The 20930-nt window shown below is 63.8% G+C and carries 20 protein-coding genes; 10 read left to right on the top strand and 10 right to left on the bottom strand.

The genetic code is table 11. From position 1 onward, the window contains the following. The first annotated feature begins 5 nt into the window (after positions 1 to 5). Both recA and alaS read left to right on the top strand, forming a co-directional pair. Positions 6 to 1103, top strand: coding sequence for a recombinase RecA (gene recA, locus LB553_RS08010; protein WP_224512150.1), 1098 nt, complete (start codon positions 6 to 8; stop codon positions 1101 to 1103). A gap of 441 nt (positions 1104 to 1544) precedes the next feature. Continuing rightward, positions 1545 to 4214, top strand: coding sequence for an alanine--tRNA ligase (alaS, locus tag LB553_RS08005; RefSeq protein ID WP_224512147.1), 2670 nt, complete (start codon positions 1545 to 1547; stop codon positions 4212 to 4214). Positions 4215 to 4432: 218 nt separating this feature from the next. Here alaS and LB553_RS08000 read toward each other — a convergent pair whose 3' ends face one another. Then, positions 4433 to 5059, bottom strand: coding sequence for a glutathione S-transferase family protein (locus LB553_RS08000; protein ID WP_224512144.1), 627 nt, complete (start codon positions 5057 to 5059; stop codon positions 4433 to 4435). An 86-nt stretch (positions 5060 to 5145) separates the two neighbouring features. Continuing rightward, a complete protein-coding gene (locus LB553_RS07995) occupies positions 5146 to 6357 on the bottom strand; it encodes an NADP-dependent isocitrate dehydrogenase (RefSeq protein ID WP_224512142.1) in 1212 nt (403 codons plus the stop codon). Between the two features lie 207 nt (positions 6358 to 6564). Between LB553_RS07995 and LB553_RS07990 the strand changes: the two genes are divergently transcribed. The 3 genes from LB553_RS07990 (at position 6565) to murI (ending at position 9028) form a co-directional block, all read left to right on the top strand. Next, entirely contained in the window at positions 6565 to 7413 is an 849-nt protein-coding gene (locus tag LB553_RS07990) for an RNA methyltransferase (protein WP_224512140.1), read from the top strand. A gap of 274 nt (positions 7414 to 7687) precedes the next feature. Next, positions 7688 to 7837 (top strand): hypothetical protein, encoded by a 150-nt coding sequence (locus tag LB553_RS07985; protein WP_224512138.1) that lies wholly within the window; start codon positions 7688 to 7690, stop codon positions 7835 to 7837. 390 nt (positions 7838 to 8227) lie between these two features. Beyond that, the gene (murI, locus tag LB553_RS07980; protein WP_224512136.1) at positions 8228 to 9028 is read left to right on the top strand and encodes a glutamate racemase; all 801 of its coding nucleotides are present in this window, start codon (positions 8228 to 8230) and stop codon (positions 9026 to 9028) included. Between the two features lie 3 nt (positions 9029 to 9031). On the opposite strand, the gene LB553_RS07975 is transcribed toward murI, so the two are convergent. Further along, positions 9032 to 10423 carry an RNB domain-containing ribonuclease gene (locus tag LB553_RS07975; protein ID WP_224512134.1) on the bottom strand — a complete coding sequence of 464 codons (1392 nt, stop codon included), beginning with the start codon at positions 10421 to 10423 and terminating at the stop codon, positions 9032 to 9034. A gap of 144 nt (positions 10424 to 10567) precedes the next feature. Between LB553_RS07975 and LB553_RS07970 the strand changes: the two genes are divergently transcribed. After that, complete coding sequence (locus tag LB553_RS07970) at positions 10568 to 10750, top strand: DUF3008 family protein (RefSeq protein WP_140830373.1); 183 nt, start codon at positions 10568 to 10570, stop codon at positions 10748 to 10750. 70 nt (positions 10751 to 10820) lie between these two features. Here the strand turns inward: LB553_RS07970 and LB553_RS07965 are convergent, their stop codons facing one another. Continuing rightward, the gene (locus tag LB553_RS07965; RefSeq protein WP_040995414.1) at positions 10821 to 11024 is read right to left on the bottom strand and encodes a hypothetical protein; all 204 of its coding nucleotides are present in this window, start codon (positions 11022 to 11024) and stop codon (positions 10821 to 10823) included. Positions 11025 to 11394: 370 nt separating this feature from the next. Here LB553_RS07965 and rpsD point away from each other — a divergent pair, with 370 nt between their 5' ends. The 3 genes from rpsD to LB553_RS07950 all read left to right on the top strand — a co-directional run bounded on the left by rpsD (position 11395) and on the right by LB553_RS07950 (position 13993). Beyond that, entirely contained in the window at positions 11395 to 12012 is a 618-nt protein-coding gene (gene rpsD / locus LB553_RS07960) for a 30S ribosomal protein S4 (RefSeq protein ID WP_126093607.1), read from the top strand. Positions 12013 to 12172: 160 nt separating this feature from the next. Then, positions 12173 to 13063, top strand: coding sequence for a tRNA 2-thiocytidine(32) synthetase TtcA (gene ttcA, locus LB553_RS07955; RefSeq protein ID WP_412033311.1), 891 nt, complete (start codon positions 12173 to 12175; stop codon positions 13061 to 13063). 102 nt (positions 13064 to 13165) lie between these two features. Continuing rightward, the gene (locus LB553_RS07950; RefSeq protein WP_224512132.1) at positions 13166 to 13993 is read left to right on the top strand and encodes an inositol monophosphatase family protein; all 828 of its coding nucleotides are present in this window, start codon (positions 13166 to 13168) and stop codon (positions 13991 to 13993) included. Between the two features lie 51 nt (positions 13994 to 14044). Here LB553_RS07950 and LB553_RS07945 read toward each other — a convergent pair whose 3' ends face one another. From LB553_RS07945 to LB553_RS07920, 6 genes are all read right to left on the bottom strand, one after another. Next, complete coding sequence (locus LB553_RS07945) at positions 14045 to 15268, bottom strand: multidrug effflux MFS transporter (RefSeq protein WP_412033317.1); 1224 nt, start codon at positions 15266 to 15268, stop codon at positions 14045 to 14047. A gap of 186 nt (positions 15269 to 15454) precedes the next feature. Further along, positions 15455 to 15790, bottom strand: a complete 336-nt coding sequence (grxD, locus tag LB553_RS07940; RefSeq protein ID WP_040981263.1) for a Grx4 family monothiol glutaredoxin — start codon at positions 15788 to 15790, stop codon at positions 15455 to 15457. A gap of 151 nt (positions 15791 to 15941) precedes the next feature. Beyond that, positions 15942 to 16175, bottom strand: coding sequence for a BolA/IbaG family iron-sulfur metabolism protein (locus tag LB553_RS07935; protein WP_040995401.1), 234 nt, complete (start codon positions 16173 to 16175; stop codon positions 15942 to 15944). A 98-nt stretch (positions 16176 to 16273) separates the two neighbouring features. Beyond that, positions 16274 to 16798 carry a hypothetical protein gene (locus LB553_RS07930; protein ID WP_224512130.1) on the bottom strand — a complete coding sequence of 175 codons (525 nt, stop codon included), beginning with the start codon at positions 16796 to 16798 and terminating at the stop codon, positions 16274 to 16276. Next, on the bottom strand, positions 16795 to 19026 hold the full coding sequence (gene purL, locus LB553_RS07925) for a phosphoribosylformylglycinamidine synthase subunit PurL (RefSeq protein WP_224512129.1): 2232 nt from the start codon (positions 19024 to 19026) through the stop codon (positions 16795 to 16797). Before purL ends, LB553_RS07930 begins: the two co-directional genes overlap by 4 nt. 148 nt (positions 19027 to 19174) lie before the next feature. After that, the gene (locus LB553_RS07920) at positions 19175 to 20584 is read right to left on the bottom strand and encodes a PLP-dependent aminotransferase family protein (protein WP_224512128.1); all 1410 of its coding nucleotides are present in this window, start codon (positions 20582 to 20584) and stop codon (positions 19175 to 19177) included. On the opposite strand from LB553_RS07920, the gene LB553_RS07915 reads away from it, so the two are divergent. Beyond that, positions 20583 to 20924, top strand: a complete 342-nt coding sequence (locus LB553_RS07915; RefSeq protein WP_318011484.1) for a DUF1127 domain-containing protein — start codon at positions 20583 to 20585, stop codon at positions 20922 to 20924. The genes LB553_RS07920 and LB553_RS07915 overlap by 2 nt on opposite strands. The last annotated feature ends 6 nt before the right edge of the window (positions 20925 to 20930 follow it).

Genomic DNA, 20930 nt, shown 5'->3' with positions numbered 1-20930 from the left:
GTATCATGGCTCAGAATACTTTGCGGCTTGTAGAGGATAAGGCAGTGGACAAATCAAAGGCTCTGGATGCGGCGCTGTCGCAAATCGAGCGCGCTTTCGGCAAGGGCTCGATCATGCGGCTCGGCGCCAATGAGCAGGTGGTCGAGATCGAAACCGTGCCGACCGGGTCGCTCGGGCTCGACATCGCGCTCGGCGTCGGCGGCCTGCCGCGCGGCCGCATCATCGAAATCTACGGGCCGGAAAGCTCGGGCAAGACGACGCTGGCGCTGCACACGGTTGCGGAAGCGCAGAAGAAGGGCGGCATCTGCGCCTTCGTCGATGCCGAGCACGCGCTCGATCCGGTCTATGCCCGCAAGCTCGGCGTCGACCTGGAAAACCTCCTGATCTCGCAGCCCGATACCGGCGAGCAGGCGCTGGAAATCTGCGACACGCTGGTGCGCTCGGGCGCGATCGACGTTCTGGTCGTCGACTCCGTCGCGGCGCTGACGCCGCGCGCAGAAATCGAAGGCGAGATGGGCGACGCGCTGCCCGGCCTCCAGGCTCGTTTGATGAGCCAGGCGCTGCGCAAGCTGACCGCCTCGATCTCGCGCTCCAACACCATGGTCATCTTCATAAACCAGATCCGCATGAAGATCGGCGTCATGTTCGGCTCGCCCGAGACGACCACGGGCGGCAACGCGCTGAAATTCTACGCTTCGGTGCGCCTCGACATCCGCCGCATCGGCTCGGTCAAGGACCGCGACGAGGTGGTCGGAAACCAGACCCGCGTCAAGGTGGTCAAGAACAAGCTGGCCCCGCCCTTCAAGGTGGTGGAGTTCGACATCATGTATGGCGAGGGCGTGTCCAAGACCGGCGAGCTCGTCGATCTCGGGGTCAAGGCGGGCGTGGTCGAGAAGTCGGGCGCTTGGTTCTCCTATAATTCGCAACGTCTCGGCCAGGGTCGCGAGAACGCCAAGCTGTTCCTGCGCGACAATCCCGACACGGCGCGCGAGATCGAGATGGCGCTCAGGCAGAATGCCGGACTGATCGCCGAGAAATTCCTCGAGAATGGCGGCTCCGAAGGCGGAGACGACGGTTTCGAGGACGAAGCCGGCGCCATATAGGGCCGGTTCGTCCAGGAAGGCCGCCCGGCGGTTTCCTGTTCGGGATTGAGCGAAAGCAATTCGTCGGCTCAGCCGGAGTTCGGCCACAATCCTGGTTTATCGGTTTGTGCTTATGTAATCGAGTTCTTGAGTACTGCGTACCCGAACCGCCGGCCTTCGCGCCGGCGGTTTTGCGTTTTGCGGGCGGTGCTGAGGCGCCGCTCCTACGAAGATTGGCCCAAAGCGCGTCGCGCTGAAACGGGTCCAGGTGACGCGCTTTAGGTCTTTGTTTTGATGCATGTCGTTGTGCCCAGAACCGCTGCGCCCTTCCGGGCGACATGCATTAATTCCGTGTTTCTGGACAGGGTGAGGAGCTATCGCTAAAAGGCCCATCTATCTTCTGAAACAAAAGCCCATCAGCCGCCGGCAACGCCGGCGGTTCTCGCGAAAAGGCAATACGCAATGAGTGGCGTGAACGATATCCGGGCGACATTCCTCGACTACTTCCGCAAGGAGGGCCACGAGATCGTCGCCTCCAGCCCGCTGGTGCCCCGCAACGATCCGACGCTGATGTTCACCAACGCCGGCATGGTGCAGTTCAAGAACGTCTTCACCGGCCTGGAGAAGCGTCCCTATTCGCGCGCCGCGACCGCGCAGAAGAGCGTGCGCGCCGGCGGTAAGCACAATGACCTCGACAATGTCGGCTACACCGCGCGCCATCTCACCTTCTTCGAGATGCTCGGCAATTTCTCGTTCGGCGACTATTTCAAGGAGCGCGCGATCGAGCTTGCCTGGAACCTGATCACCAAGGAATTCGGTCTGCCGAAAGACAAGCTCTTGGTCACCGTCTATCACACCGACGACGAGGCGGCGGGATACTGGAAGAAGATCGCCGGTTTCTCGGATAACCGTATCATCCGCATCCCGACCTCCGACAATTTCTGGGCGATGGGCGACACCGGTCCCTGCGGGCCGTGCTCGGAAATCTTCATCGACCGCGGCGAGCATATCTGGGGCGGCCCGCCCGGCAGCCCGGAAGAGGACGGCGACCGGTTCCTGGAATTCTGGAACCTGGTGTTCATGCAGTATGAGCAGGTGACGAAGGAAGAGCGCATCGACCTGCCGCGTCCCTCCATCGACACCGGCATGGGCCTGGAGCGCATGGCCTCCATCCTGCAAGGGGTCGAGAGCGTCTTCGAGACCGACCTTTTCAAGCATCTGATCGATGTGGCGTCCTCGGCGCTCGGTCAGGGTCCGAACCAGGAGAACGTGGCGTCCTACCGCGTGATCGCCGATCACCTGCGCTCGTCCTCCTTTCTGGTCGCCGACGGCGTGCTGCCGTCCAACGAAGGCCGCGGCTATGTGCTGCGCCGCATCATGCGCCGTGCCATGCGCCATGCGCAGCTGCTCGGCGCCAAGGATCCGCTGATGTGGCAGCTGGTGCCGGCGCTGGTGCGCGAGATGGGCCAGGCCTATCCCGAGCTGGTGCGCGGCGAGGCGCTGATCACCGAGACGCTGAAGCTCGAGGAAACACGCTTCCGCAAGACGCTGGTGCGCGGCCTCGGCCTGCTTTCGGAAGCGACCGAGACGCTCAAAGCCGGCGACATGCTGGACGGCGAGACGGCCTTCAAGCTCTACGATACCTATGGCTTCCCGCTCGATCTGACACAGGACGCGCTGCGCCAGCGCAGCATCTCGGTCGATATCGCCGGCTTCACCGACGCGATGGAGCGGCAGAAGGCCGAGGCACGCGCGCATTGGGCGGGCTCGGGCGAGGCCGCGACCGAGACCGTCTGGTTTTCCGTGCGTGAAAACACCGGTGCGACCGAATTCCTCGGCTATGAGACCGAGCAGGCCGAAGGCATCGTCCAGGCGCTGGTCAAGGACGGCAAAGCGATCGATAGCGCATCCCAGGGCGACGCGGTCGCCGTGATCGTCAACCAGACGCCGTTCTATGGCGAATCGGGCGGCCAGATGGGCGACACCGGCGTGATCTCCGGCGAGGGCTTCTTGATCGAGATTTCCGACACGCAGAAGAAGGCCGACGGCCTGTTCGTGCATCTGGGCAAGGTGGCCAAAGGCACGGTCAAGACGGGTGTGGCTGTCGAACTGAGGGTCGACCACGCCCGCCGCTCGAAGCTGCGCGCCAACCATTCCGCGACGCATCTCATCCACGAGGCGTTGCGCGAGGTGCTGGGCACCCACGTCGCGCAGAAGGGCTCGCTCGTGGCGCCGGACCGGCTGCGCTTCGACATCTCGCACAACAAGCCGATCTCGGCCGTTGAGCTCGAAGAGGTCGAGCGCATGGCCAACGAGATCGTCGTCCAGAACAGCCCGGTGACGACGCGGCTGATGTCGGTCGACGATGCGATCGCCGAGGGCGCCATGGCGCTGTTCGGCGAGAAATATGGCGACGAGGTCCGCGTCGTGTCGATGGGCACCGGCCTGCATGGCGCCAAGGCCAATCGTCCCTATTCAGTCGAACTCTGCGGCGGCACGCATGTGAAATCGACCGGCGATATCGGGTTGGTGCGCATCCTGTCGGACAGCGCGGTGGCGGCCGGCGTGCGCCGCATCGAGGCGCTGACCGGCGAGGCGGCGCGCAAGCATCTCGACGAGCAGGACAGGCGGCTGAAAGCCGCGGCGGCGACCTTGAAGATCTCGCCGGCCGATGTGCCGTCACGTGTCGAGGCGCTGCTCGAAGAGCGCAAGAAGCTCGAAAAGGAGCTTACCGAGGCGCGCAAGAAGCTGGCGCTGGGCAGCGGTTCGGCCGTTGCCGATGCCCCGGCCGCCAACGAGACGGTCGCCGGCGTCGGCTTCCTTGGCAAGGCAGTCAGCGGTGTCGCGCCGAAGGACCTGAAGCCGCTGGCGGATGCCGGCAAGAAGACGCTCGGCTCCGGCGTGGTCGTCTTTGTCGGCGCCGGCGAGGACAACAAGGCGAGCGTGGTCGTCGGCGTCACCGACGATTTGACCGGCCGCTTCAGCGCCGTCGATCTCGTGCGCGTCGCGTCCGCCGCGCTTGGCGGCCAGGGCGGCGGCGGGCGTCCCGACATGGCGCAGGCCGGTGGCCCGGACGCCTCCAGGGCCAATGATGCGATCGCGGCGGTGAAGGCGGCGCTGGAGGCGGCGTGACGGTCGGGGCGATCGGCTGTAGCTCAGGCCGGTTCCCATTCTCCGCAGGCCGCGCTGCCCCTCATCTGCCTGCCGGCATCTTCTCCCCGTTGAATGGGGAGAAGGGCGCTGTCACATAGGCTTTCGCCAATCGCCAGCGTTGCAACTGCTTCTTTCTCCCCGTTTACGGGCAGAAATGCCCGGCAGGGCAATGAGGGGCGGCGCCGACGCTGAGCGATTTACGCGACCTTTTCCGTCCGCGCGAAGCTCGGCCGTCCGGCTATCCGCGCATACCAATCGCGCATATCCGCAAACCGCGCCAACAGATCGCGTCCTTCCGCGACCTTGAGGAAATAGGCGATGATCGGCCCGGCATGCAGATCGGCCAGCGTCAGTTGCTCGCCAAGCAGCCAAGGTCCTCTTGCCTTCAGCGATGTCAGCACCTTGAGCACCGTCTCAGCTTGGCGGAGCCCGCTGGCAATCAGCGCCTCATCCGGTGCCGCCTTCTCCAGCCGCTCCACGGCCACATCCCAGACCATGGCGCGATAGCCATAGGCGTCGAGCATGCCGGTGATCTGGCTCATCCTGGCGCGGCCGCGCGCGTCGGCCGGCTGTAGCGCGGGACCGTCGAAGGCCTCGTCCACATAGCGCGCGATGGCGCCTGTCTCGAACAGACGAAAACCGGCATGCTCGAAAGCCGGGATGCGGCTGAAAGGGTGGTGGTCCAGATACCAGGCCGGAATGCCTTCGGCGGCGAAGATGTCCAGCGGCACCAGCTGATAGCCGACGCCCTTTTCCTCCAACGTCATCCGCGCGATGCGCACATAGACGCTGTAATCCGCGCCGTAGAGAGTTGGTTTGGCCATCAGGCCCGGCCCTCCGCAATGGCTCCGGGCGTTCGTCGCATGAAAAGCCCATTTCGGGGCTTTTCATGCGCTTCGCGCACCGCTCCTCACCCCATCGCCTTCTGCAAATTCTCGTCGATCTTGTCGAGGAAGCCGGTGGTCGAGAGCCAGGGCTGGTCGGGGCCGATCAGCAGCGACAGGTCCTTGGTCATGAAACCGCTCTCGACGGTTTGGATGCAGACCTTTTCCAGCGTCTCGGCGAAGCGCTTCAGCTCGGCATTGTCGTCGAGCTTGGCGCGGTGGGCGAGGCCGCGCGTCCAGGCGAAGATCGAGGCGATCGAATTGGTCGAGGTTTCCTCGCCCTTCTGATGCTGGCGGTAATGGCGGGTCACGGTGCCGTGCGCGGCCTCCGCTTCCACCGTCTTGCCGTCCGGCGTCATCAGCACCGAAGTCATCAAGCCGAGCGAGCCGAAGCCTTGCGCCACGGTGTCGGACTGCACATCGCCATCATAGTTCTTGCAGGCCCAGACATAGCCGCCCGACCATTTCAGGCTGGAAGCGACCATGTCGTCGATCAGGCGATGCTCGTACCAGAGTTTCCTTGCCTTGAACTCGGCCTCGAATTCCTTCTCGTAGACCTCCTGGAAGATGTCCTTGAAGCGGCCGTCATAAGCCTTAAGGATGGTGTTCTTGGTCGACAGATAGACCGGGAAGTTGCGCAGCAGGCCGTAGTTCAACGAGGCGCGGGCAAACTCGCGGATCGACTCGTCGAGATTGTACATGGCCATGGCCACGCCGGCGCCGGGAGCATCATAGACGTCGTGCTCGATCACCTGGCCGTCCTCGCCGACGAACTTGATCGTCAGCTTGCCCTTGCCGGGGAAGCGGAAGTCGGTGGCGCGGTACTGGTCGCCGAAGGCATGACGGCCGACGACGATCGGCTTGGTCCAGCCCGGCACCAGGCGCGGCACGTTCTTCATGATGATCGGCTCGCGGAAGATGGTGCCGCCGAGGATGTTGCGGATGGTGCCGTTGGGCGACTTCCACATCTTCTTCAGCTTGAACTCCTCGACGCGCGCCTCGTCGGGGGTGATCGTCGCGCATTTCACGCCGACGCCCCATTTCTTGATGGCGTTGGCCGAATCGACCGTCACTTGGTCGTTGGTGGCGTCGCGGTGCTCGATGCCGAGGTCGTAATATTCAAGCTTCAGGTCGAGATAAGGGTGGATCAGCTTGTCCTTGATGAACTGCCAGATGATGCGGGTCATCTCGTCGCCGTCGAGCTCGACGACCGGGTTCGCCACCTTGATCTTCGCCATGGAAAGAATGCCTCGTTGCTGGGGGATCTGGACGGCCTTGCCCGCATGGTTTCGGCCGGGGATGCGGAGCGTATATCAAAGGCTTTTTCAGCGCGCAAACCGCGATCCGCGCCGGGGCGGACGGGCGCCGCTGTTGTGAATGCTTCATTTTCCGGTCCGGATGTGGCAGGGACGCCGAAACGCCGCAAACCCCGGTTACCAATAGCCATGCCAGCCATAGAAGACACAACCAAGACCGCCTCCGCCGGACCGGCGATCATCCTGGTCGAGCCGCAGCTCGGCGAGAACATCGGCATGGTCGCGCGGGCCATGGCGAATTTCGGCCTGTCGGAACTGCGCCTTGTCAATCCGCGCGACGGCTGGCCGAGCGAGAAGGCGCGCGCGGCAGCCAGCCGCGCCGACCACGTCATCGACGCAACGAAGGTGTTCGACGATCTGGCCTCTGCAGTCGCCGACCTGAACTTCGTCTTTGCCACGACGGCGCGCGAGCGCGACGGCTTCAAGCCGGTGCGCGGGCCTGTTGAAGCGGGCAGGGCGCTCAGGGCGCGTGTCGACGCGGGCCAGCGCACCGGCATCCTGTTCGGCCGCGAGCGCTTCGGCCTTTATAATGACGAGGTCGGCCTCGCCGACGAGATCGTCACCTTCCCGGTCGACCCCGGCTTCTCCTCGCTCAACATCGCCCAGGCGGTGCTTTTGATGTCCTATGAATGGATGAAGTCCGGCCTCGCCGACGAGACCCAGACCAATTTCTCCGGACCGGAGCTGGTGCCGGCCACCAAGGACCAACTGCACAGCCTGTTCGCCTATCTTGAGAACGCGTTGGAAGCGCGCGGTTATTTCCGCCCTGAGGAAAAGAAACCGAAGATGGTCGACAATCTGCGCGCCGTGCTGACGCGCGCGGGGTTCGCCGAACCCGAGCTCAAGGTTCTGCGCGGCATCATCTCCTCGCTCGACCGGTTCTCGCCGGCCATGCCGCGCGGCGACGGCTCGCCCGGGGATGATCCAAGACGATTGCCGGCCGGCGCGCGCGGTCGCGTCAAAGACGAAGAAAGTTAAAATCGATAAGCTGTGAGCATCGGTCTTGCCGTCGCCGAAACCGTGGTGATCGTTGTCTGCATTGTCAGCACGATCGGTTTCGAAGGGCTGATCAATTCGGGGCCCGGTCCGGCGCGGCAGGGCATGGCGGGCGCCGTCCTCGTCGCCTCGCTCATCTTTGTCGCGCCGCGCGGCAACATCGCCTCGCGGCGCACCCGCGACGCCAACGGGGCGTCGCTGGATCCTGTGGGCGTACATCGTCCTTTCCGCCGTCTACGCCCTTTTGCAGGCAGGCGTGCTGCTGGTCGTCAAATTCGACGATCCCGAAAGCATTCCCGGCGGACTGAACCTGCTTGCACTTTCGATATTCGGCCTCTGGTGCACGATCCTGTGGGCGAAACCCGTCGCCGGAAGCAACATCGATGAATTGACCGATGTTTTTTGAGTTCGATGGCCCGCTTCCGGCATCGACACGCACTGCACGCACCGCCGTGCCGGCCGCTCCACGCGCGGCGGTTGCCGCTTCAGCCGCACGCATCCCGCCCGCGCCGCAGCCATTCGGCAGGCCGCGCCCCGCCGACTTCGGCAAGCGCGGGATATGAATCATTCCTAAAGATAGAGCATGATGTCGTGCGAAAGCTGCTTCACGCTTTTCGGCGTCATGCTCTATCGACTGCGAAAAAGCTGCTCGCATTCGCCTCTTCAAGACCATGATCATTCGCGATAGAAGCGGTGTCGATCCAATCACGGATCGGATGCTTCTCTTTGTTTTGACGCAACTCCGGACGGAAAACCGTTTCACACTTTCCTGGAATTGCTCTGTGACCGGATGACAATGAGCGATCGATCAAGCCAGCGCCCGATCCTGATGTTCGATTCCGGCGTCGGCGGGCTGACCGTGTTGCGCGAAGCGCGTGTGCTCATGCCCGACCGCCGCTTCGTCTATGTCGCCGACGACGCGGCTTTTCCTTACGGCGCCTGGGAAGAGCCGGCGCTCAAGGAACACATCCTTGCACTGTTCGGCAAATTGCTCGACCGCCTCCAGCCGGCGATTTCGGTGATCGCCTGCAATACAGCTTCGACGCTGGTGATCGAGGCGCTGCGCGAGACATTCCCCGGCCATCCTTTCGTCGGCACGGTGCCGGCAATCAAGCCAGCGGCCGAACGCACCCGCTCCGGCCTGGTGTCGGTGCTGGCGACGCCCGGCACGGTGAAGCGCCAGTACACGCGCGACCTGATCAGCAAATGGGCGCAGAAATGCCATGTGCGCCTGGTCGGCAGCGACCGGCTGGCGGGGCTGGCCGAAATCTATATGCGCCAGGGTTTCGTCGATGAGGAAGCCGTGCGCGCCGAAATCGCGCCCTGCTTCATCGAGCGCGACGGCAACCGCACCGATATCGTCGTGCTCGCCTGCACGCATTATCCGTTTCTCGCCAACCGCATGCGCAAGACCGCACCCTGGCCGGTCGACTGGATCGATCCTGCCGAAGCGATCGCGCGGCGCGCCATGTCGCTGCTCGACCTCGTCGGAGAAAAATCCGGCGACAGCGAGCCCGATCTTGCCGTCTTCACCTCGGGCAAGGTGGATTTCGCCACGAGGCGGCTGATCCAGGGCTTTGGATTGACCGCACCTTAGTGCTCAAGCCGGGGTGGCGGGCTCGAAGACGATGCTGCGCTGATCCGGGTCAGCCGAGACCAGCTTTAGCATCAGGCTGTCTCCCTGCCTAAACCCGGAGGCCCTTACATTGGCGACGACAGGCATATCGGCAAGCTGCACGCGCACGCCATGATCGACGAAGTCGGTGACGACGGCCTTGAACGTCTCGCCCTCACGTCCCTTGAGCATTGCGGCCTCGGCAAGGTCGATGGCAGCATGATTGATCTGCGACGCGCGGGCATCCGCACGCCCCATCACCTTCGGCAATCTGGCAAAGGCGTCGGCGACCGCCTGCGGCACGGGCTCGCCGTTGGCGATTGCCAGCGCGCAGCGCACGACGTAGCGGTCGGCCAGCCGCCTGAGCGGCGCGGTGGCATGCGCGTAGGTCGCGGCCATCGCCTCATGCCAGGGCACGACGCCCTCCTGATAGGGCTGGTAGGACGCGCCGTTGCCCGCGCGGCGGATTTCCAGCATCAGCGCTGCCTGTTTCGGATCGGCCGGATCGAGCGTGCGCTGATAGTCGTGCAGGCTGGTGGAGGCCGGCCAGGACAGGCCGAGCGCCTGTGCCGCGTTGCGCAGCCGTTGCACCTTGGAAGCATCCGGCCCCGACATCACCCGGAACAATCCGGTCTTGTGTGCCAGCATGGCATCGGCGATCGCCATATTGGCGGCCAACGAAAGCGCGGCGTTATCCTGCTCGGATTGCAGCAGCGGCCTGAACGAAAGCCGGAACGTGCCGTCGGCGAGCCTCTGCACCTCCTGCTCTGGCGGATCGACGCGCGAAGCGCCGCGGCGCTGTTCGTTAGCCGCTATGCGCCGCGCCAGTTCCGCGAAGCCGGCGGGAACATCCGAAGCTTTGACGCTGTCATAGGCGAGCTTGGCGCGGCTTTGGATGACGGCGCGCTCCGCGCCATCCAATTTCACCGCACCGTCTCCGGCAACCCGGAGCGTGAAGATGACTGCGGGACGCGGTTCATCGGGCAACAGGCTCGCCGCAGCCTCGGCAAGCAGCGGCGGGTAGAGCCCGGCCTTGCCGTCCGGCAAATAAAGCGTCTCGCCCCGGTTCCAGGCTTCGAGATCCACCGCGTCGCCATCCCCGGCGAACCAGGCCACGTCGGCAATGGCGTAATGCAAGAGAAGATCGCCGCCGCTGGCCTCGATCGAGAAGGCCTGGTCGAGATCGGTCGAGCTCGCCGGATCGAGCGTGACGAAAGGCACTGCGGTGCGATCGGCATGCTGGTCGGGCACACGCTTGGCAGCCGCCTGCGCCGCAGCCACCACCTCCGGCGGAAATCCATCCGGCACGTGGAACTCGGTGCGGATTTTCGCGAGGCCGGTGGAGAGTGCCTGGGAGGGATCGGTCAGCGATTTCATGCCGCCGTCCTACACTGGCGTTCCGGACGCGGAAAGGCTGTCGCTAAAGATCGCCGCTGCCGCAAGCTTACGAAATACCTAGCCGCCCAGGCCGGAACTGCTGCCGAAGCGCGGCGTTTCTCCCGCAGCGAAGGAGAAACCGCCATGCCCGCCAAATCGCAAGCCCAGCAAAAGGCCGCCGGCGCAGCGCTTTCCGCCAAGCGCGGCGAGACGAAGAAGAGCGAACTCAAAGGCGCGTCGCGCGAAATGTATGAATCGATGAGCGAGAAGCAGCTCGAGGAGTTCGCCGAGACCAAGCGCAAGAGCCTGCCCGGCAAGAAGTCATAAATCGCGAGATCGGATGCAAAAAGCCGCGGAGCTGTCCGCGGGCTTCGTCTGGATTAGCCCAAGCGGTCAGCTAGCGACGCCACCAGCAATGCCGCGTCTTGTACCGCACGACATGGCGATGGCCGTGGCGCCAGACCACTTTTTTCTTCACAACGACGCGGCAGACCTGCTTGTGGCCATGCCAGTGCCTGGCCATGGCCGGTTCCGGCGTCATGACCGCCATCGATCCGGCTAACACGGCGGCTCCCGTCAGGGTAAGGAAGAACTTCTTCATGGGAATCCGGACTCCTCTGCTCCAGTCCCTTCATCACGTGCAGGGCGTTCGCGTCCGAAGGCGCCGCATCCGCCCCGATACCGGCCGGCGTGCAACTTTCCGCCACACCCAGCGCCGCATGCAACGCTAAGATGATATCGGGTTGCCGTCGGCGCCGCCAGCCGCAAGCTTGACAGCGGTTAAATCTGTGTTTAACAGGCCACCAACACCGGGTGGCGACGCCCGGTGGTTTCTTTTGACGTGTCCCGTGGGTTTTCCGTCGCTTTGCGTGGGAAACCCTGTCAGGTCTCGAAAACGGAGGCCAGAGGAGGGCGCGTTTCCTTCGCCCGGAGCCATGGGGTTCCTGGTATATTGTTTGAAAGGGAATGCGATGAGCAAGCGCGAATCCGCGAAATACAAGATCGACCGCCGTCTCGGCGAAAACATCTGGGGCCGCCCGAAGTCCCCGGTCAATAAGCGTGAATACGGCCCCGGCCAGCACGGCCAGCGCCGCAAGGGCAAGCTTTCCGACTTCGGCCTGCAGCTGCGCGCCAAGCAGAAGCTGAAGGGTCACTATGGCGACGTTTCGGAAAAGCAGTTCCGCAAGGTCTATGAAGAGGCCAACCGCCGCAAGGGCGACACCTCCGAGAACCTGATCGGCCTGCTGGAGTCGCGCCTCGACGCGATCGTCTATCGCGCCAAGTTCGTGCCGACCATCTTCGCCGCCCGTCAGTTCGTCAACCACGGCCATGTCAACGTCAACGGTAAGCGCACCAACATCGGTTCGTATCGCTGCAAGCCGGGCGACGTCATCGAGGTGCGCGAGAAGTCGAAGCAGCTCGTCATCGTGCTGGAATCGGTGGGCCTCGCCGAGCGCGACGTGCCGGACTATATCGAAGCCGACCACAACAAGATGACCGCGACCTTCGCGCGCGTTCCGGGCCTGTCGGACGTTCCGTTCGCGGTGCAGATGGAACCGAACCTGGTCGTCGAATTCTACTCGCGCTGATCGACATCGATCAGCCGCAGCATCCAAGGCCGCCTCTCGAGGCGGCCTTTTCTTTGGCGGTCAGGGCTATTCACTTTGGCCGCATTTATGCGATGCCATGTGATTTCACTCGGCTGCAAAATGCTCTAAAGCCGGGCGCTGACAACGCGGAGCCGGCGCCATGAATATGCTGCCAGATGTCAAATCCCTCGAGGCGATCGACGACGAGGCCGATGGCGGGTTCCACCCGCTGTTTCGTGACGTGCCGTCCTCGGTCGAATTCAACAAGCTGCGCAAGCGGCTGTTGAGACTTACCCGCCAGGCTATCGAAGATTTCGCCATGGTGAAGCCGGGCGAACGCTGGCTGGTGGCGCTGTCGGGCGGTAAGGATTCCTACGGCCTGCTGGCGCTTTTGCTCGACCTCAAATGGCGCGGCCTGCTGCCGGTCGATCTGCTCGCCTGCAATCTCGACCAGGGCCAGCCGAATTTTCCGAAGCACATCCTGCCCGACTTTCTCAACGCCAACGGCATCGCCCACCGCATCGAATACCAGGACACCTATTCGGTGGTGACCGACAAGCTGCCCGAGGGCAGCACCTATTGCTCGCTCTGCTCGCGGCTGCGGCGCGGCCATCTCTATCGGATCGCGCGCGAGGAGGGGTGTTCGGCGCTGGTGCTTGGCCATCACCGCGAGGACATACTCGAAACCTTCTTCATGAACCTGTTCCATGGCGGGCGTCTCGCCGCCATGCCGCCCAAGCTCCTCAATGACGAAGGCGACGTCATGGTGCTGCGGCCGCTCGCCTATAGTGCTGAGGCCGACCTCGAGAAATTCGCCAACGCGATGAAATTCCCGATCATCCCGTGTGACCTGTGCGGCAGCCAGGAAGGGCTGCAGCGCAACGCCATGAAGGCGATGCTCGACGACATCGAGAGGCGCATGCCGGGCCGCAAGGACACGATGATCCGCGCCATGACCAATGTAAGGCCCTCGCATCTCCTGGACAGGAAGCTGTTCGACTTCGCGGGGCTAGAGCCGGATGATTTCAGGTCTGTTCGACCTGAAATCTGAATCCGGCTCTAAATCAAAGAAGTAGAGCATGATGTCGTCCGAAAACCGCTTCACACTTTTCGGCATCATGCTCTAGCACGAACCCTGGACAAGACATTTCCGATGCGATTTGACGATAATGCGATCGACTGGCTGGCCGAGCTCCTCGCCGACGCGGCGAACGCCGAAATCATGCCGCGCTTCCGCCGGCTGGGCGAGGGCGACGTCCGCCAGAAGACGTCCGCCGCCGACCTCGTCACCGAGGCGGACGTCAACGCCGAAAGGCTGATCACCGCCCGGCTGCTCGAGCGCTATCCGGACGCCATGGTGGTCGGCGAGGAAGCCTGCTCCGACAATCCGGCGCTGCTGTCGGGACTTGGCGATGCCGCGCTTGCCTTCGTCATCGATCCGGTCGACGGCACTTTCAATTTCGCTTCCGGCGTGCCGCTGTTCGGCGTCATGGCCGGCGTCGTCGTCAATGGCGAGACCGTCGCCGGCATCATCCATGACCCGGTCGGCAAAGACTGGCTGATCGGGACCAAGGGCGCCGGCAGCCATATCCGCCACGCGCATGGCGCGCTGGAGAAGGTTCGCGTCGCGGCACCGGTGCCGATGTCGCAGATGACCGGCGCCGTTTCGTGGCAGTTTCTCCAAGAGCCTGAACGCTCGCGGCTCGCCCGCAACCAAACCAAGACGCTGTCGCAATTCGCCTATCGCTGCGCGGCGCATGAATACCGGCTTCTGGCCAGCGGCCACGCCCATTTCGTGCTCTACAACAAGCTGATGCCCTGGGATCATCTCGCCGGTGCGCTGATTCACCAGGAAGCCGGCGGCCATGTCGCGCGCGTCGACGGCAGCGCCTACCTGCCCTCGCATGTCGATGACGGCCTGCTGGTTGCGCCGGACAAGCAAAGCTGGGACGAGTTGCGGCGCGAGCTCTGGGCCGAGTAGGACCAAATCCTGCGCTTGGCCAGGGCCGGCAGGCCTGCCGGCCACAGCAATCTAGTGCAGATCCGTGACGTGCCCTGAAACGGGGGGATTGTGGGGCTGGAACATCCTGCCCCGCTCGGCGATCAGGATCATCAGCAAAGCCGCTACCGAGACGCTGCAGAAACCTGCGGCCAAAGGCGTGACCGTGCCGTTATAGGCCTGGCCGATCGCCGCGCCGATCAGGGCACCGAGAAACGTCTGCATGAAGCCAAGAATGGATGCGGCAGTCCCGGCGAGCTCGCCGAGCGGTTCCATGGCCAGGGCGTTGAAATTCGCGCCCAGTCCGCCGAATGGCAGCATCGCCCCGGCAAAGAAGGTGACGAAGAGCCAGAGCGGCATCTGCATCTCCAGCGAGACCACCAGCCAGGCAAGGCTGATGCACAGGAAGATAAGCAGCGCGCCTTGCGACAGGCGGCGCATGCCGATCTGTCCGACCAACCGCGAATTGAGATAGTTGGAGAAGGCAAGCACGCCGGCGACTCCGGCAAAGATCAGCGGGAACAATTCGCCGACATGGAATATGTCGATGTAGATCTGCTGCGCCGAACTGATGAAGCCGAACATGGCGGCGAAGATGAACGTGCTGGCAAACGCGTAGCAAAGCGTGAGCCGGTTGGTGAGCACGATGCGGAAGCCGCCGAGTACGGACGCTACCGTGAGCGGGCGGCGATATTCGGGACGCAGCGTCTCCGGCAGGCGCAGCAGAGCCCAGGTCGAAACGATCAGCGCGCCGATAGCCATGGTCACGAAAATCCAATGCCAACTGGCGAACAGCATGACGAACTGGCCGATGCCGGGCGCGATGACCGGGATGGCCATGAACACCATGAAGATCAGCGACATCACCTCGGCCATACGCCGGCCTTCGAACGTGTCGCGCACGATCGAGACGGCGATGACGCGGGTTGCGGCCGCGCCGATGCCCTGGATCAGACGGCAGGTCAGCAACAGGGCGAAACTGGGAGCTATGGCGGCGGCAGCCGCAGCCACGACATAGACGACAAGGCCAATGACCAGTGGCGCGCGGCGTCCGAAGCGATCCGAAATGGGCCCGAACAAAAGCTGTCCGCCGCCGAAGCCGAGCATATAGGCGGTGATGACATATTGGCGGTGGTTCTCGCTCTCGACGCCGAGCGAGGCGCCGATCTGCTGCAGCGCCGGCAGCATGATGTCGATGGCCAAGGAATTGAGCGCCATGAGCGCCGCGCAGAGCGCAATGAATTCCCAGCGCGGAATGGGCAAGCTTGTTGCCGATTGCTGCGCTGCTGCCTGCTTGTCCACCGCGAAATCCGATTCTTCAAACGAACATGCGCCGGATTACCGGCGCATCCATTCGTCTCGTTCTCAGATCCGAGAACTAAATGCCGAGGTGGGGCGGCCCCGGAAGCGAGTGTCCGCCGGCCGGTCGCCGACGCAATCCGATCAGGCGGCGCCTTTGACGCTGACGCCCTTTTCGACGAGGAAGTCCTGCAACTCGCCGGCCTGGAACATCTCGCGCACGATGTCGCAACCGCCGACGAATTCACCCTTCACGTAGAGCTGCGGGATGGTCGGCCAGTTCGAATAATCCTTGATGCCCTGCCGCAATTCGGCCGAGTCGAGCACGTTGACGCCTTTGTAGTCGGCCCCGATGTAGTCGAGGATCTGCACCACCTGGCCAGAGAACCCGCATTGCGGGAAGCCGGGCGTGCCCTTCATGAAGAGCACGACGTCGTTGCTCTTCACTTCATTGTCGATGTAGTCGCTGATGCCGGTCATGGACAATCCTTTCACGCCTGTGGGAGTCAGGCTCGAAGCATGTCCTTCAAATAAACCCATAGGGTGGCTGAAACAAGACGTTAGCCGTGACGCTACTTGAATGGCGCAAGGGATAACGTGATTTGGGCCAAGGCCTGACGGCCGGCAGCGCTCAGTCCGGGACGCTGGTCTGCAGCGCCAGAGCATGCAGCACGCCGCCCATCTTGCCCTTCAGCGCATCATAGACCATCTGGTGCTGCTGGACACGGCTTTTGCCCCGGAAACTCTCCGCAACGACCTCGGCCGCGTAGTGGTCGCCGTCGCCGGCAAGGTCGCGGATGGTCACCTTGGCGTCCGGGATGCCTTCCTTGATCAGCTTTTCGATGTCGTGGGCATCCATTGCCATGGCAAAATCCTGTTCCAAGCGGGCACGCTGTATGTGACTCGGGGTGAGCCTAAAGCCTTTCCAGTCCGGATTGAAGCCGTTCCGTCGGGTGATGAAGCCTAGGAATTGTCCTGGCTCTGATGAACCACCCCATCTTCGGTGATGTCATCGCGCGTCGAATAAGCGCGGCCGAGGCTGAAGACCATCACGTAGAGCGGGATGTTGATCAACAGGCTGATGATAGGAAGATAGCTCGTCATCTGCCATGCGGTTGAGAAGAAGGCCTGGCCGTAGCCGTCGCAGATCAAGGACGAGCCATAGTCCCAAACCGCCCCGATCACCGTGGCGACGGCGAAGAGCTTGATGCAGGTCGCGACGTGCCTTGCCTGTGCCGGCTCCGGAGAAAGCCTGTTCCACAGTACGAGGCAGATGACCGGAACCGCGTAGATCAGGGTCTGCACGATAAGCATCGGCAGCATGCCGTTCGCCGCCGCCAGGAACTCGGCGCGGGTTTCCAGCCGCGGGCAGACCTCGCTCGAGGTCGTCGACAGCAGGAACAGGACGAACGGTCCGAGAAACCAGAAGAAGAACAAAGACGGCCAGAAGACGACTGCAACCAGCGCCCTGGCGGTCAGCCTTGTCAACTGGCCTGATCCATGAAGCGCGGGAACCAGCCCTCATGGGCGGCAGTCAATTCACTGACCGGGATCGGCCGTGCGTCACCCAGCTTCAATTCGTGCCCACCGGTGGTGCCGATCCAAGGCGCGAAGATGCCGAGCTTGCCCTGCCCCTCGCGGATCCTGTCCCATTCGCCGCTTTGCGGGTCAATTGACAGCGTCAGCAGATAGCGGCCCTGGTCCTCGCCGAACCAGACCGGAATCGGGTCGGTGCCGGTGAGGCCCGGGATGGTGGCGCCGATGCCGGAGGCCATCGCCATTTCGGCCAGCGCTATCGCCAGGCCCCCGTCCGAGACGTCGTGGGCGGCGGTCACGATGCCGGAGGCGATCAGCGAACGCACATGGTCGCCGACGCGCTTCTCATGCGCGAGATCGACCGGCGGCGGCGGTCCGTCGGCGCGGCCATGGATGTCGCGCAAATAGACGGATTGGCCGAGATGGCTGCCCCAGGTCGGCGGCGCGCCGACCAGCACGATCATCTGGCCCTCGGCGGCAAAGCCGATGCGCGCCATCTTCGACCAGTCGACGATCAGGCCGACGCCGCCGATGGTCGGCGTCGGCAGGATGCCGCGGCCATTGGTTTCGTTGTAGAGCGAGACATTGCCCGAGACGATCGGGAAGCCGAGCGCGCGGCAGGCATCGCCGATGCCTTTGATGGCGCCCACGAGCTGGCCCATGATCTCCGGCCGCTCCGGATTGCCGAAATTGAGGTTGTCGGTGGCAGCAAGCGGCAGGGCGCCCGTTGCCGTCAGGTTGCGCCAGCATTCGGCGACGGCCTGCTTGCCGCCTTCGTAGGGATCGGCCTCGCAGTAGCGCGGCGTGACGTCGGAGGAGAAGGCGAGCGCCTTGGTAGGGTGGCCTTCGACGCGCACCACGCCGGCATCGCCGCCGGGAAGCTGCAGCGAATTGCCCTGGATCAGCGTGTCGTACTGCTCCCACACCCAGCGGCGCGAGGAGAGGTCCGGTCCGCCAAGCATTTTCAGCAGCGCGTCGGCGACATCGGCCTTCGGCGCGTCGTTTGCGGCAAGCGGCGCTGGCTTCTTCGCCTCGACCCAAGGGCGGTCATATTCCGGCGCCTGGTCGCCCAGTTCCTTGATCGGCAAATTGGCGACCTCGTCACCCTGATGGATGACGCGGAAGCGCAGGTCGTCGGTGGTCTTGCCGACGATGGCGAAGTCGAGCCCCCATTTGCGGAAGATCGCCTCGGCCTCCTCTTCCTTTTCCGGGCGCAGCACCATCAGCATGCGCTCCTGGCTTTCCGACAGCATCATCTCATAGGCGCTCATGCGCTCCTCGCGCACCGGCACCTTGTCGAGATCGAGCTCGATACCGAGGTCGCCCTTGGCGCCCATCTCGACGGCAGAGCAGGTCAGGCCGGCCGCCCCCATGTCCTGGATGGCGATGACGGCGCCCGACGCCATCAGCTCGACGCAGGCCTCCAGCAGGCATTTTTCGGTGAAGGGATCGCCGACCTGCACGGTCGGGCGCTTCTCCTCGATCTTGTCGTCGAATTCGGCCGAGGCCATGGTGGCGCCGCCGACGCCGTCGCGCCCGGTCTTGGCGCCGAGATAGACCACTGGCAGGCCGACCCCCTTGGCCTGGGACAGGAAGATGGCGTCGGTTCTGGCAAGACCCGCCGCGAAGGCGTTGACCAGAATGTTGCCGTTGTAGCGCGCATCGAAATTGACCTCGCCGCCAACGGTCGGCACGCCGAAGGAATTGCCGTAGCCGCCAACGCCCGAAACCACGCCCGCGACAAGGTGCCGGGTCTTGGGATGATCCGGCGCGCCGAAGCGCAGCGCGTTCATCGCCGCTACAGGCCGCGCGCCCATGGTGAAGACGTCGCGCAGGATGCCGCCGACGCCGGTCGCCGCACCCTGATAAGGTTCGATGTAGGACGGGTGATTGTGGCTTTCCATCTTGAAGACGACACAGTCGCCGTCGCCGATGTCGACCACGCCGGCATTCTCGCCTGGACCCTGGATGACCTGCGGACCGCTGGTCGGCAGCGTGCGCAGCCATTTCTTGGAGGATTTGTAGGAGCAGTGCTCGTTCCACATCGCCGAGAAGATGCCGAGCTCGGTGAAGCTTGGCTCGCGCCCGACCAGATCGAGGATGCGCTGGTATTCGTCGGGCTTCAGCCCATGCGCGGCGACGAGCTCGGGAGTGATCGGCACGGAATTCGGAATGGTCATGAGCGGCGATTTTTGTCCGTGGGAGAGGGGAGTTTCTTTGAGTCTCCTCTTATCGCAAGCTTTTGCGTGATACACCCCATCGGATGACGAAAAAAGCCGGAAACTGCCCCTGCCGGCGGAGGTCGGGGCCTAGAGCTCGCCAGCTTGATCAGGAAAAACTGTCGTAGCCGGCGCGGCCTTCGTCGAGCAGGCGGCGGATGACGGCGACGCCGCCGGCGACATCCGTGCTTTGCCGCGGCTGCGACACGCCAAAGCGCACGCCGTGAAAGACCTGCTCGGAGCGGCCGGCCTTGAACTCGTCCTCGTCGTCGATGAGCACGCCTTGCGCCAGGCAGGCGTTCTTGAAAGTGCCGGACAGCCACGGGTCCGGCAGGGTCAGCCAGACGAAGGGCACGTTGTCCCGCGCCTTGAAATCAAAGCCCGCCAGCACGTCGCGCACGATGGCGAGGCGCGCCTGGATTTCGCCAATGCAGCGCTTGCGGATCTCGCCCGCCTGCCCCGACATCACCAGCCGCGTGCCGACCTCGGCCAGCAGGAAGGGCAGGCCGCCGGTCATCATCTTGTGCGCGACACGGATGCGGTGGCGGTAGGCCGGCGGGCAGGAAAGCCACCCGCCGCGCACGCCCGCCGCGACCGACTTCGACAGGCCGCCGGCGACGATCGTGCGCTCGGGCGCATATTCGGCCAGCAGCGGTGTCGGGTCGTCGGTGAGTTCGCCGTAAAGATCGTCCTCGATCAGCGCGACATTGTACTCGCGCGCGATCTTGGCGATCGCCTGCCGCCGCTCCGCCGACAGCGTCACCAGCGTCGGGTTCTTAGCGGTCGGCATCAGGAACATCAGCTTTGGATGTTTCTGCGCGCAGACGCGCTCGAAATCAGCCGGGTCGATACCGTCCTCGTCAGTCGAAACCAACGCCGTGCGGCGGCCGATCAGCCCGGCGCTGCGCGCGATCTGCGAATAGGTGAGATGCTCGAAGACCACGTAGTCGCCGGGCATGGTCAGCGCTGCGATCGCCGCCATGACCGCGGCATGGGTGCCCAGCGTCGGCACGATCGAATCGAGCGAGGGGCGGAAGGCATTGCGTGCCAGCCAGCGGCTTCCGGCTTCGTACCAGCGTTCGGGAAAATCCCGCGTATAGCTCGAAATGTCGTGCGGATGCTCCTGCGCGGTGCGTGCCAGCATGTCGACGATCACCGCGCCCTGGCCGACATCGGGCGCGGCGGTGCTGTCGAAGCGCAGCTTGCCGCTTGGTGCGTCGATGGGGCGCGTGCCCTGGATAGCAAGTTCCAAATCCGGTTTCGGGTCTGCGGTGCGCTGGCCGAGCACATAGGTGCCGCGGCCGACTTCGCCGCTCACCAGACCGCGCTCGCGCAGCAGCTGATAAGCCCTGCCGATGGTGCCGACGGTCGTGCCGATGTCATAGGCGAGGTCGCGCTGCGGGGGCAGTTTTGCACCGGCGTCGATGACGCCCTTGTCGATATCTGACTCAATGCTGTCAGCAAGACGCTGGTAGAGCGGACCAGAGCCGGAGGAAAGATCGGGGAGCCAGTTTGTCATGGTGACAATTTTCTATATTGCACCGCGCGATGAGTCAATTCATATCGATCTCGCGATTGATAAGGTACAATCGGAACAAGGCAGAATGACAATGGATACAATCGAGACAATTCGCTATACTCGCCTGGCTTTTGGCGCGCAGGCCGAGCCCCTGGCCAATCGCAGCTTCGTCGGCCGCATCGCGGTTGTGCTCCGTTCCATCGCCAGGCAGATCGACCGCATGCTGGAGCGCCGGCGCGGCCGTCTCGCGCTCATGGAGATGACGGACGATCAGTTGAAGGATATCGGTATCTCGCGCTGCGACGCCCATCGCGAAAGCATCAAGGCGTTCTGGGAGTGATGCCTA

This window comes from Mesorhizobium sp. CA8 (assembly GCF_020164955.1).
GTDB lineage: Bacteria > Pseudomonadota > Alphaproteobacteria > Rhizobiales > Rhizobiaceae > Mesorhizobium.
This window is presented reverse-complemented; position numbering and strand designations above follow the sequence as displayed.

Coding starts and splice junctions, on each gene's coding strand:
- LB553_RS07970 (WP_140830373.1), top strand. CDS start 10,568: ATGCCCGCCAAATCGCAAGCCCAGCAAAAGGCCGCCGGCGCAGCGCTT.
- LB553_RS07915 (WP_318011484.1), top strand. CDS start 20,583: ATGGTGACAATTTTCTATATTGCACCGCGCGATGAGTCAATTCATATC.
- LB553_RS07920 (WP_224512128.1), bottom strand. CDS start 20,584: ATGACAAACTGGCTCCCCGATCTTTCCTCCGGCTCTGGTCCGCTCTAC.
- grxD (WP_040981263.1), bottom strand. CDS start 15,790: ATGACCGGCATCAGCGACTACATCGACAATGAAGTGAAGAGCAACGAC.
- LB553_RS07935 (WP_040995401.1), bottom strand. CDS start 16,175: ATGGCAATGGATGCCCACGACATCGAAAAGCTGATCAAGGAAGGCATC.
- murI (WP_224512136.1), top strand. CDS start 8,228: ATGAGCGATCGATCAAGCCAGCGCCCGATCCTGATGTTCGATTCCGGC.
- ttcA (WP_412033311.1), top strand. CDS start 12,173: ATGAATATGCTGCCAGATGTCAAATCCCTCGAGGCGATCGACGACGAG.
- alaS (WP_224512147.1), top strand. CDS start 1,545: ATGAGTGGCGTGAACGATATCCGGGCGACATTCCTCGACTACTTCCGC.
- LB553_RS07975 (WP_224512134.1), bottom strand. CDS start 10,423: ATGAAATCGCTGACCGATCCCTCCCAGGCACTCTCCACCGGCCTCGCG.
- LB553_RS07965 (WP_040995414.1), bottom strand. CDS start 11,024: ATGAAGAAGTTCTTCCTTACCCTGACGGGAGCCGCCGTGTTAGCCGGA.
- recA (WP_224512150.1), top strand. CDS start 6: ATGGCTCAGAATACTTTGCGGCTTGTAGAGGATAAGGCAGTGGACAAA.
- LB553_RS07950 (WP_224512132.1), top strand. CDS start 13,166: ATGCGATTTGACGATAATGCGATCGACTGGCTGGCCGAGCTCCTCGCC.
- purL (WP_224512129.1), bottom strand. CDS start 19,026: ATGACCATTCCGAATTCCGTGCCGATCACTCCCGAGCTCGTCGCCGCG.
- rpsD (WP_126093607.1), top strand. CDS start 11,395: ATGAGCAAGCGCGAATCCGCGAAATACAAGATCGACCGCCGTCTCGGC.
- LB553_RS07990 (WP_224512140.1), top strand. CDS start 6,565: ATGCCAGCCATAGAAGACACAACCAAGACCGCCTCCGCCGGACCGGCG.
- LB553_RS07995 (WP_224512142.1), bottom strand. CDS start 6,357: ATGGCGAAGATCAAGGTGGCGAACCCGGTCGTCGAGCTCGACGGCGAC.
- LB553_RS08000 (WP_224512144.1), bottom strand. CDS start 5,059: ATGGCCAAACCAACTCTCTACGGCGCGGATTACAGCGTCTATGTGCGC.